At 45.3% G+C, this 18,676-nt stretch carries 18 protein-coding genes; 7 read left to right on the top strand and 11 right to left on the bottom strand.

Translation table 11 applies throughout. The features are described from left to right. Positions 1–31: 31 nt before the first annotated feature. Positions 32–610 (bottom strand): TetR/AcrR family transcriptional regulator, encoded by a 579-nt coding sequence (locus ACXACS_RS19470; protein ID WP_474809066.1) that lies wholly within the window; start codon positions 608–610, stop codon positions 32–34. Positions 611–734: 124 nt separating this feature from the next. On the opposite strand from ACXACS_RS19470, the gene ACXACS_RS19465 reads away from it, so the two are divergent. Together ACXACS_RS19465 and ACXACS_RS19460 are read left to right on the top strand one after the other, a co-directional pair. Continuing rightward, the gene (locus ACXACS_RS19465) at positions 735–2,150 is read left to right on the top strand and encodes an NAD(P)-binding protein (RefSeq protein WP_474809064.1); all 1,416 of its coding nucleotides are present in this window, start codon (positions 735–737) and stop codon (positions 2,148–2,150) included. Positions 2,151–2,166: 16 nt separating this feature from the next. Then, complete coding sequence (locus tag ACXACS_RS19460; protein WP_474809062.1) at positions 2,167–3,279, top strand: DUF2855 family protein; 1,113 nt, start codon at positions 2,167–2,169, stop codon at positions 3,277–3,279. A 65-nt stretch (positions 3,280–3,344) separates the two neighbouring features. On the opposite strand, the gene ACXACS_RS19455 is transcribed toward ACXACS_RS19460, so the two are convergent. The 8 genes from ACXACS_RS19455 to ACXACS_RS19420 all read right to left on the bottom strand — a co-directional run bounded on the left by ACXACS_RS19455 (position 3,345) and on the right by ACXACS_RS19420 (position 11,454). Beyond that, a complete protein-coding gene (locus ACXACS_RS19455) occupies positions 3,345–4,241 on the bottom strand; it encodes an alpha/beta hydrolase family protein (protein WP_474809060.1) in 897 nt (298 codons plus the stop codon). Between the two features lie 186 nt (positions 4,242–4,427). After that, complete coding sequence (argA, locus tag ACXACS_RS19450) at positions 4,428–5,738, bottom strand: amino-acid N-acetyltransferase (protein ID WP_474809058.1); 1,311 nt, start codon at positions 5,736–5,738, stop codon at positions 4,428–4,430. 18 nt (positions 5,739–5,756) lie between these two features. Beyond that, positions 5,757–7,139, bottom strand: a complete 1,383-nt coding sequence (gene argH, locus ACXACS_RS19445) for an argininosuccinate lyase (RefSeq protein ID WP_118490460.1) — start codon at positions 7,137–7,139, stop codon at positions 5,757–5,759. Positions 7,140–7,213: 74 nt separating this feature from the next. After that, the gene (locus ACXACS_RS19440; RefSeq protein ID WP_474809056.1) at positions 7,214–8,419 is read right to left on the bottom strand and encodes an argininosuccinate synthase; all 1,206 of its coding nucleotides are present in this window, start codon (positions 8,417–8,419) and stop codon (positions 7,214–7,216) included. A 37-nt stretch (positions 8,420–8,456) separates the two neighbouring features. Beyond that, entirely contained in the window at positions 8,457–9,368 is a 912-nt protein-coding gene (locus tag ACXACS_RS19435) for an ornithine carbamoyltransferase (RefSeq protein WP_474809054.1), read from the bottom strand. Continuing rightward, entirely contained in the window at positions 9,365–10,210 is an 846-nt protein-coding gene (gene argB, locus ACXACS_RS19430) for an acetylglutamate kinase (RefSeq protein ID WP_474809053.1), read from the bottom strand. The genes ACXACS_RS19435 and argB overlap by 4 nt, the downstream gene beginning before the upstream one ends. Then, positions 10,207–11,220 (bottom strand): N-acetyl-gamma-glutamyl-phosphate reductase, encoded by a 1,014-nt coding sequence (gene argC, locus ACXACS_RS19425; protein WP_474809051.1) that lies wholly within the window; start codon positions 11,218–11,220, stop codon positions 10,207–10,209. The genes argB and argC overlap by 4 nt, the downstream gene beginning before the upstream one ends. A 108-nt stretch (positions 11,221–11,328) precedes the next feature. Further along, on the bottom strand, positions 11,329–11,454 hold the full coding sequence (locus ACXACS_RS19420) for a hypothetical protein (protein ID WP_259462663.1): 126 nt from the start codon (positions 11,452–11,454) through the stop codon (positions 11,329–11,331). 420 nt (positions 11,455–11,874) lie between these two features. Between ACXACS_RS19420 and ACXACS_RS19415 the strand changes: the two genes are divergently transcribed. Further along, positions 11,875–12,285, top strand: a complete 411-nt coding sequence (locus ACXACS_RS19415) for a methylglyoxal synthase (protein ID WP_461853264.1) — start codon at positions 11,875–11,877, stop codon at positions 12,283–12,285. A 53-nt stretch (positions 12,286–12,338) separates the two neighbouring features. On the opposite strand, the gene ACXACS_RS19410 is transcribed toward ACXACS_RS19415, so the two are convergent. Further along, positions 12,339–13,277 (bottom strand): hypothetical protein, encoded by a 939-nt coding sequence (locus ACXACS_RS19410; RefSeq protein WP_474809049.1) that lies wholly within the window; start codon positions 13,275–13,277, stop codon positions 12,339–12,341. Positions 13,278–13,438: 161 nt separating this feature from the next. On the opposite strand from ACXACS_RS19410, the gene ACXACS_RS19405 reads away from it, so the two are divergent. Further along, positions 13,439–14,188, top strand: a complete 750-nt coding sequence (locus tag ACXACS_RS19405; protein ID WP_474809047.1) for a flagellar basal body L-ring protein FlgH — start codon at positions 13,439–13,441, stop codon at positions 14,186–14,188. Positions 14,189–14,201: 13 nt separating this feature from the next. Next, positions 14,202–15,431, top strand: coding sequence for a flagellar assembly protein T N-terminal domain-containing protein (locus ACXACS_RS19400; protein WP_474809045.1), 1,230 nt, complete (start codon positions 14,202–14,204; stop codon positions 15,429–15,431). Positions 15,432–15,491: 60 nt separating this feature from the next. Here the strand turns inward: ACXACS_RS19400 and ACXACS_RS19395 are convergent, their stop codons facing one another. Further along, the gene (locus ACXACS_RS19395) at positions 15,492–16,322 is read right to left on the bottom strand and encodes a Spy/CpxP family protein refolding chaperone (RefSeq protein WP_474809043.1); all 831 of its coding nucleotides are present in this window, start codon (positions 16,320–16,322) and stop codon (positions 15,492–15,494) included. Between the two features lie 211 nt (positions 16,323–16,533). Between ACXACS_RS19395 and ACXACS_RS19390 the strand changes: the two genes are divergently transcribed. Further along, the gene (locus ACXACS_RS19390; RefSeq protein ID WP_474809042.1) at positions 16,534–17,277 is read left to right on the top strand and encodes a response regulator; all 744 of its coding nucleotides are present in this window, start codon (positions 16,534–16,536) and stop codon (positions 17,275–17,277) included. Next, positions 17,277–18,635 (top strand): ATP-binding protein, encoded by a 1,359-nt coding sequence (locus ACXACS_RS19385; protein ID WP_474809041.1) that lies wholly within the window; start codon positions 17,277–17,279, stop codon positions 18,633–18,635. Before ACXACS_RS19390 ends, ACXACS_RS19385 begins: the two co-directional genes overlap by 1 nt. Positions 18,636–18,676: the final 41 nt, after the last annotated feature.

Here is an 18,676-nt window from a genome sequence, read left to right as displayed (position 1 = left end):
ATTTTGGAAAATGTACTCTGACCCCGCTTTTTTACTGGGTTGCGACTAGGGCGTAAACGTGCAAACGAATGGCCTGAAGTGCGCGTTCTTTCCAATTGTTCCAAGTAATACGCTTGCTAATTTCGTGCTGGTTTAAGGTAATGTACCCGTGATTTAGCGCCCAAACCTGCATAGCCACATCTTGTTTTTCTTCGACAGACAAATCTTTTTTAATCAGCGCCGCGGTAAGCTTAGTTAGCGTGATAAAGGCTTTTTCACCTGCCTCTATCGCCTCATCTGATGGGGTATAGTCTTTCAAATTAGAAGCAAAAATTAGTCGATAATGAGCCGCATGAGTTTCTGAAAACGTTAAAATACGCTCGCAGCCATTAATCACTTTTTCCGCCGCAGTATTGCCATCCGCTGCCAACATTTCACGCTCCACTAGTTCAAAACCTTCAATATAGAGCGCATCTAGGATGCCTTGCTTACCTTTAAAATGGCTATAAATGCCGATAGTAGACATACCAGCGCCTTCGGCTATAGCGCGCACACTCAGCGCATTTGTACCGCCTTTTAAAAACAGTGCTGAAGCAGCATCTAAAATCTTTTGTCGGGTATCTTTTTTCATTTACACATCATTTACATGTTGCGCAATATAACACCGTTATGTAAAGTGGTTTTATAACGCTGTTATATCTCTTGGTTTAACATTCAACCTGCCTGCCCGCAGGTTATTCATAAGGACACTATATATGAAAACTGAGCAATTAACCTGCGATTATTTGATTGTAGGCGCTGGCGCGGTAGGGATGGCATTCGCCGATGTACTGCTCCACGAAACAAACGCCAACATTTTGATTGTAGATAAAAATGCGAAGCCCGGCGGGCATTGGAACTACGCTTACCCCTTCGTCACCCTACACCAGCCTTCAGCGTTCTATGGCGTATGCTCAAAAGAGCTAAATCGGGGCGTAATCGACAAGTGTGGAATGAATGAAGGCCTAATGGGGTTAGCTTCAGGCCAAGAAGTTAGCGCGTATTTCGATGCGGTAATGAACGAAACCTTTTTGCCTTCAAATCGAGTGCAGTATTACCCGCTATGCGAATACAAAGGAAATAAACAGTTTATTTCTACCTTAAGTGGCAAGCAGTATAACGTGACTGTGAACAAGAAAATTGTTGATGCCACTTATTTAAATACCAATATTCCACTTACCCATACTCCAAGCTTTACTCGCGACAACGATGTTGCATTTACGCCTGTTAATACCGTGGTTGAAAATATCGCAGGCTTTGATAACTACGTGGTGGTCGGTGGTGGTAAAACGGGTATTGATACCTGCTTATGGCTGCTAGAAAATCACGTCGCCCCTCATAATATTCATTGGGTGGTATCGCGCGATGCGTGGTTACTTAACCGTAAAAACACCCAGCCCTTGGATGACTTCTTCTTTGATTCTATTGGGGCGCAAGCGAATCAGATGGAAGCTATTGCTGCGTCAACTTCCATTGAAGATATGTTCGACAAATTGGAAGAGCGCGGTGTTTTACTGCGCATTGATAAGGAAGTAAGACCGAGTATGTTCCACGGCGCAACGGTGAGCGAATTAGAGCTAAAAGCCTTACAAACGCTTCCGTCTATCGTTAGAGAAGGTCGGGTTAAGCATATCAGCCGCGATAAGCTTCAATTTGAAGATACAACGTGGAGTATGCCAGATAACGCCCTTGTTATTGATTGTTCGGCTTCAGCGCTTACTAACTTAGAGATGAAAGCGGTATTTGATGGTGACACCATCACCCCTCAAACAGTACGTGCCTATCAACCCGTTTTTAGTGCAGCGCTTATTGCCCACGTTGAGGCGGCCTATAGCGATGAGCAACAAAAGCAAATGCTGACACAAGTGGTCCCATTGCCTAATCGCGACGTCGATTGGTTACCCATGACCGCCGCCATGTTGCGAAATATGCAAATTTGGGGTGAAGACACAGCGCTTAAAGATTGGATCTACCATTGTCGGCTGGATGGCTTTTCAAAAGTAGTACACGGCGTTGCAAAAGACGATATGCAAAAAATGCAGGTATTAGGGCGTTTGAAAGAAGCTGCGGTACCTGCCATGCAAAAGCTGATGACTTACATACACGGCTTAAAAGCGAGCGGGCAACTTTAAAAGGTTATAAATAACGATGAAACAGTTTCAAATAGACAAAACGAACCCAAACCGCTTTCGGATAATGCAAGCAGAAGATAGTCATGATAACGCGCAGATAGAGGAAGCTGGAAAGGCGAAAAGCCTAGTGATCAAAATTGAAAGGTTCGCGTTTACTGCCAATAACCTGACCTATTATATGGTGGGTGACAAGCTAGGTTATTGGCAGTTTTTTCCACCTTTTAATATAAGTAGCGACGAAAACTGGGGCGTTATTCCAGTATGGGGCGTGGGGCAAGTAATTAGATCTAATAACGATGCGGTAGAAGTAGGAAGTCGTTTTTTGGGTTACTTCCCACCCGCTGAATATTTGGTGATGAGTAACACTACAGTTAGTAGCAGTAACCTTATCGACTGTAGCCCTCATCGTTTGAAGTTGCCCCAAGGGTACAATGTCTACCGGCCACTTCCTGCATTAGCGGCTGGTGCTAACGCTGAAGTAAACACTAAGCAGCACAGCCAAGAAAATTTTCAGATGTTGCTGTGGCCGCTATACGCAACGTCTTACTGTCTATCAGAAGTAGTCGATGCTATACCTGGGGCACAAAGAGAGCAGTTATTAGTATTAAGTGCTTCAAGCAAAACCAGTTTAGGGCTTGCCTTTGCATTAAATGAAGCCGGTATTAGCGCGATAGGCGTCACCTCTGAAAAGCGCATTGCATCACTTGAAGCGTTAAATGTTTACAGCACCGTTATTAGCTATGAACAGCTGGAAATGTTGCAACTAAAAAGCACCGTTGTGGTCGACATGTCCGGCAATGCCAAGGTTAAAGACTCAATAAAACATAGACTTGGTGCGCACCTAACAAGATACATCAACGTTGGGCTTACTCACTGGCAGGATGTTAAGCCCGCAAGCGATGAAGAGTTCTTCTTTGCGCCTGCCCATATACAGCAGCGCATGTCTGAGATTGGGGCTGCTGAGTACCAGAAGTTAAGTAGCGGGTTTGTCTCAAAAGCCATTGCGTGGAGTGCCGGTTGGTTAAACGTTAAAGAGCGTGAAGGGTTGAGCGCATTACAAGATGACTTTAGCCAGCACCAACAAGGTCAGATTCCCTCAGACGAAGGAAGAATTTATACGCTTGTTTAGCGTGGAGCTCGTCACCTTCGTTGAGTTCGAGCGCTTTGATAAAAAGCGCTCGTTCGAAGGTAATATCACACGTATTGATTAAAGTAATCGGTAACTTTAGGCCATAGGTGCTGACATTTCCGTGAGAAAAACTTCATGTGGCCTATTTCTTTTACGTTATGAGCCAGAGGGTCGAGTTCCTCCACCTCAGCTTCCATATTGGGGAAAACGCTAATCATATCGTGAACGTTGTGAATATTAGCAATGTCGTCGTCATTGGCGAGTAGCCACTTAGAAGGAATCTGAATGGTGTCGTAGTGGTGCTGGTTTACATCACTGCCAAACCCTGTTTTTACGTAGCCTTTACCGTTACACCATTTCTGCCATTGGCGCGCCACTTTTTTAGGCAGTGGCTCTCCCATGCCTACCCACTGAGATTTCGTATGGCCGAACAGTAAATTACTCACCGGGATATAGAAATTCATAAAGAAATGCGCTTTTAGCAAATAGCTTTTACGCATGTTCCGTAAGCTACCTGATGAACTGCCAAAGTTACAAAAAGCAGTGAGGTCGTGTACGTTATACATCAAACCCAGTAGTTGACCACCCGCGCTATGACCAACAAGAAAATAGGGGACATTAGGGAAATGAATCTTTAGTGTCTCTAGCACCGCCGGCATATCCTGTTCACCCCATGTTACTAGTGATGCATCACTTTGTTTAACGCTGCCCTTTACCGACCCGCCAATACCTCGGTTATCGAACGTGATAACGCCAAACCCTTGCTCACACAAATAAGTGGCAAATGCGCTGTAAAACTGACGTTTAATACCCGTAGCAGGACCAATCATTATGGCTGCTTTAGCAGGGCTGACAGGAGAGAAAAGAGAAGCTGCAAGCGGAGTACTATCAGCACAGGCAACAGTGATATCTTTAACACTCGTATTCTTTTGGGTGTCTTGTTGCTTTATTTTGCTCGACATGGAAAATCTCGAAAACTCATCTGGTCTAACCAGTAAACCTTCTGCACCAATAAAATGCAATATCCTAACTATTTATTTTGTTGATAGTTAGTGCTGAGTAATGAGTGAAGTGCAAGGGGAACGCAAATGCTATCGCTTAGCTGGGATAAGTAAGCGATAGCATTCACGTTTTTAAATAGATAGGTCTCACACCGTAAGGGTAAACACTTTAGAATTACGCTGGAAGTTATACAGCTCTTTTTTCACGGCAGGTAAAGCACTAATGTCTGCGGGCTCAAACCCTTGCTCTAAGAACCAGTGCGCTGTTACCGTTGTTAATACAAATATGCTGTTAATACCAGCTTCTTTAGCACGCGTTCGTACTTCATCTAGAATCCGTTCGCCACGGTTTTTGCCGCGATAATCTTGGTGGGTCGCCACGCAAGCTAATTCGGCACAGCCATCTTCAGGGTATAAATACAAAGCTGCGCAGGCGATGATCATGCCATCGCGCACTATTACTATGAATTGGTTAATTTCGCTTTCTAAACGTTCACGAGAACGCTTCACTAACACCCCGCTTTCTTCTAGCGGTTTTATTAGCTTTAAGATCCCGCCCACATCTTCGATGGTCGCTGCGCGTAATTGCTCGTAATGGTGTTCCATAACTAGCGAGCCCGTTCCGTCGCGGGTAAACAATTCTTGAAGTAAAGCACCGTCCTTTTCAAAGCTGATACAGTGAGCGCGAGGCACACCGGCAGCTACGCTGGTGGTAAGGGCGCTTAACACCGTATCTTCGGTGGTGATGTCACCTGCTAGAGTTAGCTGTTCTAGCTGAGGACGTTCAATGGTGCGAAGTAAACGACCTTCGCGGTTGTATACGCCATCATAGTTTGAAAATACGATAAGCTTGTCAGCTTTAAGGGCGATAGCTGCCTGTGTGGCCACGTCTTCATGGGATAAGTTAAACACTTCACCTGTTGATGAATAGCCCATAGGCGATAGCAGCACAATCGAGCCGTCGTTAAGATGGTCGTTAATGCCAGTAGTATCAATACGACGCACTAAACCGGTGTTTTCAAAGTCAACACCGCCACGTACGCCCATAGGTTTGGCCACCACCAAGTTGCCTGAGCACACCCGTATTTGTGCACCGTGCATGGGGGAATTTGGAAGTCCCATAGTAAGTAGGGCTTCTACCTGTGAACGAACCGAACCTGCGGCGTCTTTTACACATTCAAGGGTTTGCTTATCGGTAATGCGCACGCCGTTTTCGAAACGGCCTTCTATACTGCGTAACGCAACACGCTGGTCTATTTGCGGTCTGGCTCCGTGCACCACTACCACACGTACACCAAGGCTGTTCAATAGAGCGATATCTTGAATTATGTTGGGAAAATTAGGATGTTCAATGGCTTCGCCACCGAACATCAGTACAAAGGTCTTTCCCTGATGAGCATTAATGTATGGCAGTGAACTGCGAAACAGTTTTATGCCATCTTGCTGCGCTAGTACCATCTAAGTAGTTCCTTACCGCTACCCTTGCTTATCCAAGTCTTCCAACTCTTGATACAGTGCTTTGGTGACTGTTTCTTTGCTGGTGCCGCCCAAGATATTGCGTTGATTAACGCCGTACTCTAGCTGTAGTACCGGGTATACGTCGTCTTCAATTTTATCGCAAATCGCCTGCATGTCGCTTAGCGGTAAATCTTCAATAGCACAGCCTTTATCTATGGCCTGAAGCACAACACGCCCTGCAATATCGTGGCCTGTTCTAAAAGGTACACCTTTGCCTACCAAGTAATCGGCAAGCTCGGTTGCGTTAGAAAAGCCTTGAGTTGCCGCAGTACGGCAGCGTTCTTCATTAAGCTGCAGTGAGTCGAGCACTTCACTAGCAATGCACAAACAAATGTGCCACTGGTTTACCGTATCGATAGCACCTTCTTTGTCTTCTTGCATATCTTTGTTATATGCAAGTGGAAGACCCTTCATGGTAACCAAAAGTGCTTGTAACGAGCCAAATACTCGGCCGCATTTGCCACGCATTAACTCTAGTGCATCTGGGTTCTTTTTCTGCGGCATAAGCGACGAACCAGAAGTTACGCTATCGCCCAACTGCAAGAAACCCGCTTCGCCAGAGTTATAGAAAATCATATCTTCAGCAAGACGCGATAAGTGCATCATGCTGGTGCTGGCCACAAACAAAAGTTCAAGAACGAAGTCTCTGTCTGATACAGCGTCTAAGCTGTTTAGGCATGGAGAGTCAAAGCCTAGTTCTTCAGCAATGGCATGACGATCTACAGGAAACGTGGTACCTGCCAATGCGCCAGAGCCTAAAGGGCACTGATTCATGCGCACTTTAAGATCGTCCAAACGGCTTAAGTCACGCTTTAGCATTTCAACATAAGCTAAGCACCAGTGCGCAAAGTGAATAGGCTGTGCACGTTGTAAGTGGGTGTAACCTGGAATAATGGCTTCTTGATGACGGCTAGCGGCATTTAGAAGTGATTTAATAACACCTAAAACATCAGCGCGAAGTGAGGCAATATGTTCTCTTACCCACAAGCGAAAGTCAGTAGCCACTTGGTCGTTTCGGCTACGACCTGTGTGTAGTTTACGACCAATATCGCCAAGCTTTTCAATAAGCGCAGCTTCTACAAAGCTGTGAATATCTTCTTCGCTCGATGCGTTAAAGTCTAACTCTCCTGCATCGGCTTTCGCTTTTAACTCGCTAAGTGCTGCTTCAAGCTGGGCTTGTTCGTCAGCAGTTAGTACGCCTGCCTTTTGCAGCGCACGAGACCAGCTGATAGAGCCTTGAATATCTTGGCTTGCCATAACTTGGTCAAACGGCAGCGAGTCGTTAACCTGTTTAAACATACTACTTGCACCGGATTCAAACCGGCCACCCCACAACGCCATGCGATGCTCCTTAAATACTGTTTGTTGCCTTTGCTACCTGCGCGTAGCTGCTAAAAGCTACGCGCGGTATACAATTAACCTTGATTTTTTAGTGCTTCAATTCGACTAGAAAGACTAAATAGGCGGATAAAGCCCTCAGCGTGCTTCTGGTCGTAAACATCGTCTGCACCAAAGGTAGCAAAGTCTTCAGAGTAAAGGCTGTTGGGCGATTTACGCTGGGTAACAGTAGCTTGGCCTTTGTACAGTTTAACCACGATATCGCCTGTCACTTTCTTAGCGAAAGACGCGGCGCCTGCAAGTAGCGCATCGTTAAGGGCGGTGAACCAACGGCCGTCGTACATCACGTGTGAGAACTCAAGGCCAATCTGCTCACGGTATTTAAGCGCCGCTTTATCTAGCACCATAGTTTCTAGCGCTTTATACGCTTTAAGTAATACAGTACCGCCAGGTGTTTCATAACAGCCACGAGACTTCATGCCTACAAGGCGGTTTTCAACAATGTCGATACGTCCAACACCGTGCGCTGCTGCGACTGTGTTTAGCTTAACGAGTGCTTGATAAGGCGATAATGCTTCACCATCAACGTGGGTCAGCTTACCTTCGTCAAAAGACAGGGTGACGCGCTCTGGCGTGTCTGGTGCATCTTCTGGGTCAACCGTCATGGTCCACACTTGCTTGGTAGGCTCTTGCCATGGGTCTTCAAGCTCGCCGCCTTCGTGTGAAATGTGCCATGCGTTTGCATCACGGCTATAAATTTTTGTCGCTGACGCTGTTGTCGCAATATTGCGTTCAGCTAGGTAAGCAAGTAAGTCTTCGCGGCTTACCATGTCCCACTCACGCCACGGCGCGATAACGGTAAGATCAGGGGCTAGGGCGGCAAAGGTGCTTTCAAAACGCACCTGGTCGTTACCTTTACCGGTGCAACCGTGACATAGTGCGTCAGCACCTACTTTACGTGCAATCTCAACTTGCGCTTTGGCGATCACAGGGCGCGCCATTGACGTACCAAGTAAATATTCACCTTCGTATACCGCACCTGTCGTGATAGTAGGGAAGATATATTCGCTTACGAACTCTTCTTTCAAATCAACAATGTGGCACTCGCTTGCGCCAGATGCGATAGCTTTTTCATGAAGGCCTTCTAGCTCTTCATCACCTTGGCCCACATCTGCCGCAAATGCGACAACTTCACAGCCATAGTTTTCTTTTAGCCAAGGAATGATGGCTGATGTATCAAGCCCGCCTGAATAGGCCAGCACGATTTTTTTTACGTTTTGCATCTATGTAATCCTTTTAAGCGTCTTTTTAGGCGCCTGCTTAGGCGTTAAGTAATTGAGTAAGAATGGCGTTTTGGCCATGCATTCTATTTTCGGCTTGCTGCATTAATAGAGACTTATCGCTATCAATTAACGAGCCTGTAATTTCTAAGTCGCGATGGGCAGGCTGGCAGTGCATTACGTAGCTAGCCCCCGTTGCTTCCATCAGCGCTTCATTTACCTGATAAGGCATGAACTTCTCTTTGATCACCTCAAGCGGCGTATCGTCACCCATTGAAAGCCATGTATCTGCATAGATAACGTCTGCGCCGTTAGCGGCACTAAGGTCGGTGCTTTCAACAATCGATACGCCCGTTTTCTCAGCAATTGCTTTGGCCTGCGCCACTATCTCAGGAGCCGCTTCGTGACCTTCTGGTGTTACTACCACTTGGTTGCAACCTAAAAGCGCACCTACAATTAATAGTGAATGGGTCACATTATTGCCATCGCCTACGTATGCCATGGTAAGACCTTCGGTCTTGCCAAAGCGTTCAAACATAGTGAGGTAATCGGCAAGGCCCTGACATGGGTGGTATTTATCGCACAGTGCGTTAACTACTGGCACTTTTGCTGCCTTAGCAAAGGTCTCTAGGGTTTCGTGAGAAAACACGCGAGCGACAATAGCGTCAGCCCAGCAGGCTAGGTTAGCTGCTGTATCCACTGCATCTTCTCGACCTGCTAATTTGCCCGACTGTGCATCTAAGTACACCATATGACCGCCAAGCTTATTAATTCCAATATCAAAGCTTACGCGGGTTCGCAAAGACGGTTTTTCAAACAGGGCAACGATTGATTTTCCCGCTAGCACATTGCTGTAACTTGCCGGTGCTTGTTTAATTTCTACAGCCAATTGCAGCAAGTTTTTCATTGCGTCTGGTGTCCAGTCTGCAAAAGTAAGTAGGTCCTGTTTCATTGTACTTCTCCGGCATTGCCTTTTGTTACGTCGGTGTGGTGTAAGTCAGCGTTTGTCGACTCTGAGTTTGCCAGCGCTGCGGGCAGAATTTGTGTGCCCGTTTTCTTATTTAAAATATCGTTGATATCAGCTGCCCAGCTTGCGATGTAAACCGCGCGGTCTAGGCTTTCTGCAGACGCAAGTGCCGCATCTACTTTTACTTTCATTCCGTCCGTGATCACGCCTTCCTCAGCGTACTTTGAAATACTTGCAGCGTTAAGTTCGCTAACTAGCGCTTTGTCGCCGTCTAGTACACCTTCAACATTAGAAAGTAATAAAAGTTCCGCGTTAAGAAGTTCAGCGATAACCGTGGCTGCTTGATCAGCATTTACATTCAGTAACCTACCTTGTGGGCTTGAGCCAATAGAGCTAATTACGGGAAGTGTAGACTGCGCTAGTACGCTTTTTAGGAAAGAAGCATCAGCTGTTGAAGGTACACCTACCGCACCATATTGATCAGCTAGTGGTTCGCATACCACCATATTTCCATCTAGCAGAGATAAACCAACTGGCGTAATACCCGTGGCAAGTGCCGCTGCACAAAGCTGTTTGTTCGCAGAGCCTGCAAGTGCGCCACAGATATAAGGCATGTGCTCATCGGGCGTAACGCGAAGGCCATCAATTTTCGTACTTTGAAGACCTAGGCTTGCCATTAGGGTCTCAACCAACGGGCCGCCACCGTGCACGACCACTACGGGGCGTATGGCTTGAACTTCTTTTACGCTTAAAAATAAGCGTGTCATTGCTGCTGCATCGTCAAGCAATGCACCACCAACTTTAATTACGATAGGTGAAACACTCATAGTACTAACCCTGTTTCTACTGGTTGTTTCGTCATTATATTAAGGCACTGAATAGCCTGAGAGGCTGCGCCTTTCATTACGTTGTCAATTGCAGCGGTAACCACTGCATACCCAGATGCTTCATCTAGCTTCCAGTGAAGATCAACAAAAGGGGTATGAGCAACGTCGTCAATTTTTGGGAAACTGGTACGCAAACGCACAATAGGTTTATCAGCATAGGCGTCAGTGTACGCTTGTTCAAGCTGCTCGCTGGTGGTACCAGCTTTAACCTTCACGGTGACCGTTGCCAAGATACCTCTTTTAAAGTTTCCAAGGTGCGGCGTGAAGATAACAGGCGTGCCTAGATACGCTTCAATTTCAGGCGTATGACGATGACCTAACACGCCGTATGCCTGAAGGCTGACCTCAAAAAAACTGGTGGTTAAACTGGCTTTTCTACCTGCACCCGATACGCCGGAAACGGCATTAATTACAGGGCGTACATTTGCATCAAGCAAGTTATTTTCAGCAAGTGGTTTAAGTGCACTAAGACTCGCAGTGGGGTAGCAACCCGGAACAGCAATTACATCTGCGCTGGCAATCTGTGCTTCGTGCCACTCGGCAAGACCGTAAACGGCTTGAGCTAGACTTTGCTTCTGCGTATGAGGGAAGCCATAAAACTGTTCGAAAACTTGGGTGTCTTTCAACCTAAAAGCGCCCGATAAATCAAGTACCTTTGCTTTACCTGAAGATAGAACAGGCATCCAGTCGTGGCTTGCTTCATGAGGTGTTGCCAGAAAAATAAAATCAACATCGTTAGCCATCTCTTTCAGGGCTGCATCTGAGATAGGCGTGAGCGTAGCGTTGACATGGGCCAAATTGCCGTGAAGCTGTGCGATATTTTTACCCGCATCGCTACTTTTCTCAGATACATAAGTACCCGCTAACTTAAGTTTTGGATGTTGAATAACCAACTGAACAAGTTGTGCACCTGTGTAACCACTGGCACCAATAATTGAAACGCTATACATAATTTAAAAATTCAATAAAAGGAGAAAAAAATCACTTTTTACCTTTGTAAACTGGTTGGGCGAATATCCTTGCCTAACCGCGACCACATTACAAAGGTAAAAAGTGTGCTACTGAATAAGCATAGATGTGCACACGCATCGTCGTGCGCTATGCATGGTGTAGCCAGCCAGGGGAGAGATAAACTCTTTATCGTTGCTAGTGGTTGAACCAACAACGCGAGTTGGTTGTGTCATCATCAATTCCTATAAAGTTACAACCCGAATTTACGGGTTGGATGCTTTAACCGTGGACTAGTGTATCTAATTTGAATGTTTATGCAATAAAAATGTATAAATATTTTATCTTATATTTATGCTGTTTCGTCTGTAAAAAGATACTTAATGATATATTTATAGTTATGACAGTAAGTTGACAACAAGCTCAATAGAACTGAATATTTATATTTGGCACCTAATAAGTAGTAGTTGTACTTATTTATGGCAGCGTTGCTGCTTAATAAGCTATGAATGTAGTCTGTTTCTGCAAAGGAAAACGGGCCCAAATTGTAAAGCGCAAGTAGCGCATGAAATCAGACAGTGATAAGTGATAGGTTGCTATAGGCCTAAGCAGAAGACTGTGAAAATAGGTTATTGGGATTGAACTCGGAAAATAAAATGAGCAAACTTACTTTAGCGCTGGTTGCGCACGATCATAAGAAGCCCGAATTGCTAGCATGGGTTAAACAGCATATTGACGTGCTTAAGCAGTGTAATTTGGTGGGGACAGGAACAACGGGCGGCTTAATTGCTAGCGAAACAGGATTAGACGTCACACGCTATAAAAGTGGCCCGCTTGGTGGGGACCAGCAAATAGGCGCGTTGATTGCAGAAAACAAGCTAGACGCGCTATTCTTCTTTTGGGACCCTTTAAATCCAGCGCCCCATGACCCCGACGTAAAAGCGCTATTGCGGCTGTGCTCAGTGTGGAACGTACCAGTAGCCTGCACACCAGCCACAGCAGATTTAGTGATCACATCACCGCTCTTCCTATCTCCTGAATACAAGCCAGTTAAACCCAACTTCTAAGGCCTTCGGGCAAACACTATTTTCTCTACGTGCGCTTGTTCAAAGTAGAGGCTTTAATTTAAGCCTCGTTGAACGAATTGGTAAGTAGCGTCCGCGGCCTTATTGGCTATTCCCGCCTTTATATCAGTAGTCTCGATAGACGTTGAGGCCAGTGCATTGTCATCAGAAACCTGTGAAGCACTATCTGCATTAATTTCGCTGAGGGACGATGACACTAGAGCTTGGCCCATTGACCACAGGTTATTTGAAATACTTTGCCCAGTAACGTTTTCAACGGCTAAGTCTACAGCGTTATACATAAGGCCACCTACGCCCCCATATAAAAAGCTACCAGCCAAACTTGCCGCGGCAGCAGTGTGGCTAGAAGTAGTTGCCTCGTAAATATCAGAAACTATAGGCAGGTGGTTTGCAATATTTAAGACATCAAAGCCATCTTTAAGGTTAAGCCCGTCATCACCAAATGCGTTTGTGTATAGGGTGTCGAATAAAGTTGGGCTGGCTTCATTTTGATTAATACTAGTATTGTCAATGTCAGAAGTTGCGCTGGTAGTAGCAGTATTAGTGGTGTCGCTATTGGAGGATAACGCTTGAAATATATTGTTTTGCAATGCAGTTAATAGCGTACCTTGCATAGCGACTATAGCATCATCTGAAAGTGCATTGCTCATGTTTGTCAGTGGTGAGAGTGCATCTGCTGCAAGGCTTGCAGCACTGATAGCCTCTTCTTTATCTGCAATAGTATCCGCACTGATATCCGCAACAATATCCGATGTACCCACTGGTTCATTCGTCTGGTTCTGTTGGTCAAGTAATAATGAGAAAATAGACGGCAAAGACTCGCCGCTTTTTGCCGCTTCATTATCTGATGTTGTTGAAGAATTTGTCGAATTTGCAGCTTTACTGTCATTGAAACCTGACGCTAAATCAAGTTTTGATAACAGTGCATTGAAGCCAGTTCCAACAGAGCTGGTGGTTGTGTTTTCTAAGGCCATAACATCCCCTTACCCGCAGGCATATAGTTGATTTGTAAAGGTTTTGCAAATAGAGAAAGTGAACGAGATTTCTTCTGATTTGTTCGTTTAAACTTGCTCCTGTCAGGTCATGGATGGCACTTAAATTACACACTGCATAAAAAATAATACTGAGCAATGTCATGAAAGTTCGATGCCATATACACACACTTATCGCAATCTTTACACTTGGGGGTTGCGCCCAAACAATTACTGAAGAAGAGCAGGTTGTTCAAAATAGCCCTACTAACCCCAATGTGTCGCAACGGGCAGTTAGCCAAATAGAAGACGAACCGAAACCTGGTCATCCGCGCTATTCACCACCCAGAGCGCAGCCCACACCCACTTTACATGTGCCTACCGGTTCTTTATTTAACCCTGAGCAATCAATAGGGCTTTATGAGCGCCATGCGAACTTTAAAGTAGGGGATATGATATTGGTTAAGCTCGATGAGCAGACCCAATCAGAGAAGTCTCTTGATTTTAATACCGACAAAAATACTTCGTTCGATTTGGCGCCCGTCACATTGAAACTAGGTGGTATTCGTGTTGAAGGCGACGATGTTGAAGTAGAGCATGAGCAAGACAGCGAATTTGCTAGCTCAGCTCAAACCAAACAATCAAATTCTATGAGTGGCAGCATTACTGTATACGTAACCGGTATAACCCCTGCTGGAAATTTACTTGTTACCGGAGAAAAGTGGATAACCATGAACAGGGGAAAAGAATACATTCGTTTTTCCGGAGAAGTACGCAAAAAGGACGTTGATGAAAGCAACACAGTATTGTCATCTAAAGTCGGTAACGCATTAATTGAATACAGCGGTACAGGTGATCTACAGGAAAATCAGCAGCCTACGGTAATCGGTAAACTGTTTTCAATTTTTGGTTAGTGACGAGAATTACATGTACAAGAGCCGATTACGTAAAACGCTTACTGGGTTAGTTTTATTCTCTTTTCTAATGGTGACTAAGTTAGCTTGTGCTCAATGGGTACAAGGCGAATCTACTGTAGCCCTCGCAGGGGCAGAGTTAAGCGATATAAGAACCAGTGCCATACAAAACGCTATCGCAGATGCGGCTTTTCATAGTGGCAGCACGATATCAGCGCAAGATATTATGGTAGATGGTTTACTGCTTTCTAGTAAGGCAGAAATTCGCTCTCAGGGAAGAATACAGCGTGTAGAAATTATAAGTGAAACACTTAAAGACGACCTGCTTACTGTAGTGGTGAACGTTAATATTACGCCTCTGTTTAACTGTACTAATAATGGATTAGCCCATCGGATACTAGTAACTGAATTTTCTCTAACTTCACCGCAGCAAGCTGCTACCGGTATGCTTTATTCATTTGGTAGTCATGTATCTCAACGTTTTACACAGCAGCTCAATGGGCTTTATAACGGCAATAGTGTTAGCCAAATTCCCGTTTCCCTCATTAACGTAAATACTTGGCTAACGTCTAGTCTCTCTGATGTCGATTTGACGGCGATGTCCACGTACCTTCGAAATGAGTATGGTCAGCAATTTGTGGTATTTGGGTTTGTTAAAGACATTTCGCTTTTTGAACAAGTGTCACAAGCAACGTCGGTATTTGAAAGCGATAGTACAGCACTTCGCAGAAACTTTACTGTTCAGGTTTACGTACTCGATACGTTTAAAGCAAAAGTTATTTTCAACGATAGCTATCACAGTGAAGCGGACTGGCCGTTCTCTCAACACGATTCTATAGATAGTAACAATAGCCTTTTGTGGCGAAGTGATTTTGGTCGAATGGTGCTAAACACTATACACGCTGCCATTACCGATATTCATGGGGCATTACAGTGCGAAACAACCTATGCGCAAGTTATAGATATATCGCCTGACTATATTGCAATCGACCTAGGTAAAAATAGCGGTTTGACGGCAGGAGATAAATTTTCACTCGTAAAGCAACGCGCGTTACCCACCCTAGGGTTATCAAGAAAATCGGGTTTATTTTCGAGTAATACCCTTACTTTAGAAGTATTTGAAGTGGCTGACGAGGTTAGCTTGCTTAAGGCTGAGCGAGGGAGTGATAGCGTACATCTTGGTGATTTTGTGACGCCACTGACCTTATCCGTAACACAAAAGTTGTCTGAGGCTCAGCCATAAAAAAGGCTGGCCGAAGCCAGCACTTTTTACGGTGGGTAAAAAGGTTAAAAAAGCTAAGCGTTAAAGCTTAAATAGCTCGTGTAGCTTACGTTCTTCTTCGCGCAGAGCTGCTAGTTGCGCTTGCTGCTCTGATGTTAGGACTTGAAACATGGCCTGATGCTGTCTAGCTTTTTCCACGCCGGCATTAACAAGGCTATCTTTGTATTGAGCGATAAGCGCGTCCCAAGCCTCTTCAGAGAAAGACTGGCTTCGAATTAAATCTCGCTGGGCGTCTTTAAAATTGCGTAGCGTCTCTCTATTTGTTTTCGATGTCTCTTTGAACGACTCGCGAAGCTCAGCAAGGCTTGCTATTTGTGCGTCGGTTAATTCAATGCCTTCGAACAAAAACTCCCTAGGCTTGGGTTTAGGACCTTGACCCTCACCATCCATTCGTTTGGCAAAGCGTGCTTCTTGTTTTTTGAAAGTATCATGATGTTTCTGTCTATCTACTTCTCTTTTAGCGTCTCGAGCTAACAGAATTGCTTGCTGTTCTTCATTCAGCACCTTGTAGATGTCGTGGCGTAGTTGAGCAAAAGCAAAATGCGTTGCTTCGCGCTCTTCAATCTGGGTTTGGATAAAAGCGCTGATCTGGGCTTCAGTGGCGGTAGCAAAATCTAAGTTAGGTTTTTCAATATCACCAAATTCAGGTCGAGGGTTAGCGTCTTTAAATGCGCTTACGAGTGTTTTTATTTCTTCGCGCTGCGCGTCACTTAAGCTGATGCCGCGAAGATGTTTAACAATTTCTTTTACCGGTTCGTGGTGACGCATTCCAGGCCCGGCAGGATGCGCAAGTGCGAGGCCACCTAAGCCAATTGCTGCTACTGTTACACTAGCAATTAATAACTTTTTCATTGTCGTCTCCTTTTTTTCGGACATGCTAACTCTAGCGTGCGCGTCTAAAAATGCAGTCAACGCAGTGTAAAGCTTATGTAAAGGTAAGACCGATTTGTGATTGTAAAGGTCTGAAAAGATATAGTACGCGTTTTGTCAGTGTTGTTTGTAAGCTTAAGGCGAAGCACCCCGAAAGCGTAGGTTGAGTTTTATCTAATTTACAGGCATTTTCATGAATCTAGCAGTTAAAGAGTTTAATACCATGAGTACAGATTTTCACTTGCAGTCTATCCTCGTTATTGATGATGACCTAGAGCTGACAGAAATGCTTTCCACCTACCTATCAGGTATGGGTTATCAGGTGCAAGTGCGCAACGATGGCGAAGAGGGGTTATCCGAAGCGATCTCTGGGCGTCATTACGACCTGATATTGCTTGATGTGATGATGCCTAAAATGGATGGGTTTGACGTATTAAAAAAGCTTCGAGCAAGTCACAGTACCCCTGTGCTTATGCTTACCGCGAGAGGCGATGACTACGACCGCATTTTGGGCCTCGAAATGGGGGCTGATGACTATCTACCTAAGCCCTTTAATCACAGGGAGCTCGTTGCGCGAATAAAAGCTATTGTTCGCCGTCATAATTTGTCATCAACGGGCGGAGCTGTTGAACAAGATTTATTTGTCAACGGGATCTTTTTAAGCCCTAGCAGTCAGCTGGCGAAAGTGGATGATGTCGAACTAACGCTTACAACAACGGAATTTTTAATTCTGCGACTGTTAATGCTCAATGCTGCTCAACGTGTTACGAAAGAAGAGATAAGCTTAAAGATACTAGGTAAGCCACTTCAGGCTTTTGATAGAAGTATCGATATGCACGTGAGTAACTTGCGCAAGAAAATCGGTGTAGTGGCCAGAGATGAAAAAATTAAAACCATCCGTGGTGTAGGGTATATGTTACTTGTTGGAAGCCACTAATGGTAAACCTGTTACGCAGTATAAGCCCAACCCGGGCCATTATGGGCCGATTGTTTCTTTGGTTTTGGGCAACATTCCTCGTTACCGCACTGTTGGCTATTTGGGGCAGCCGCCTTTTCTTTGAAGATCTTGAAATCGTGCCAATAAAGCCACGTGAAGTATCTGCCCTTAATCAAGTGGTGGAGCGCATTCAAAACGACCGTTTTCAAGATGCGCCATTACGCGGTGCGCTAGACCACCATTCTCGGGGAGGGAGAGGTCGAATGGTGGCTGTCGATATTAGTGATAATCGCGTCATTTCAGGTGGAGGCCCACCGCTTCGTAATGAGGATCGAGAAGATTTGCTCCGCTTAGTGAGTCAAACATCACCCATAGCGGTTAAGCGAGGGGCGTTTAAAATCTTGGGCCCAGTTTTCTTTGAGCGCAACGGCACTCGATTTGCGCTTTTTTCAGTAAGATTGGAAATGCCTGAAAAACAAACGCCTCCTGTCTTACTGTTTCTTAGTATCGCATTGATCACCACCATCTTGTTGAGTTGGTTGTTTGCGAAATCACTAACTAACCCCATATTGCGAATCCAAAGCTCAGCGAAACGCATAGCAAATGGCGATTGGCAGGCGCGAGTAGGCAGAGCAGCTAAGCGTCAGGACGAGCTAGGACAGCTTTCGCGCGACTTTAATAAAATGGCTGAGCAATTGGAGTCCATGTGGGGATCGCAAAAGCGCTTGTTAGCCGACGTTTCTCACGAACTGCGCTCACCGCTCGCGCGTTTGCAAATGGCGCTTGGTCTTGCCCATCAACAAAACGTAGATCCTGAAACGCTATCTCGGGTCGAGCGAGAGGCTGATCGCATGGAAGCGCTGGTAAGTCAGTTGCTTACACTAAGCCGTGCTGAAGCTGGCGAAGCGACAATGGAAGAGCAATTACTATCGCTAGTGCTCAACGATGTCTTTACCGATGCGAATTTTGAGGCGGCAAATAAAAACAAGCAGCTTAAAATTGATGATATTCCCACAAAGCGTGTAGTTATCGACAGTATGATGCTATGTCGCGCGGTTGAGAATGTTCTGCGCAATGCTATACGACATAGCGAGTTTTTAACACATGTTTCTTTTAGCGAAGATGCGAAGCAATGGTGCATTCATATTACCGATGACGGTAGGGGACTGACTGCAGAGGATTGCGAACGTATATTTTCACCTTTTTACCGCGCTACGCTTGCCAGAGAGCGAGAGTCAGGAGGTGTTGGGCTAGGTTTATCCATTGCAAAAGCGGCGGTTGAGTTGCATCATGGGCGCATTATCGCTGAACCTGTTGAGCGCGGTGGGCTGCGAGTCACTCTGTCATTCCCGAAGTAGTAACCTATACTTTGACAGTAGTATGTAGCTTCACAACGAGC

The organism is Alteromonas sp. AWM4_230 (assembly GCF_056158305.1).
Note: the sequence above shows the minus strand (reverse complement) of the source record. Positions and strands in the feature narration are given on the sequence as shown.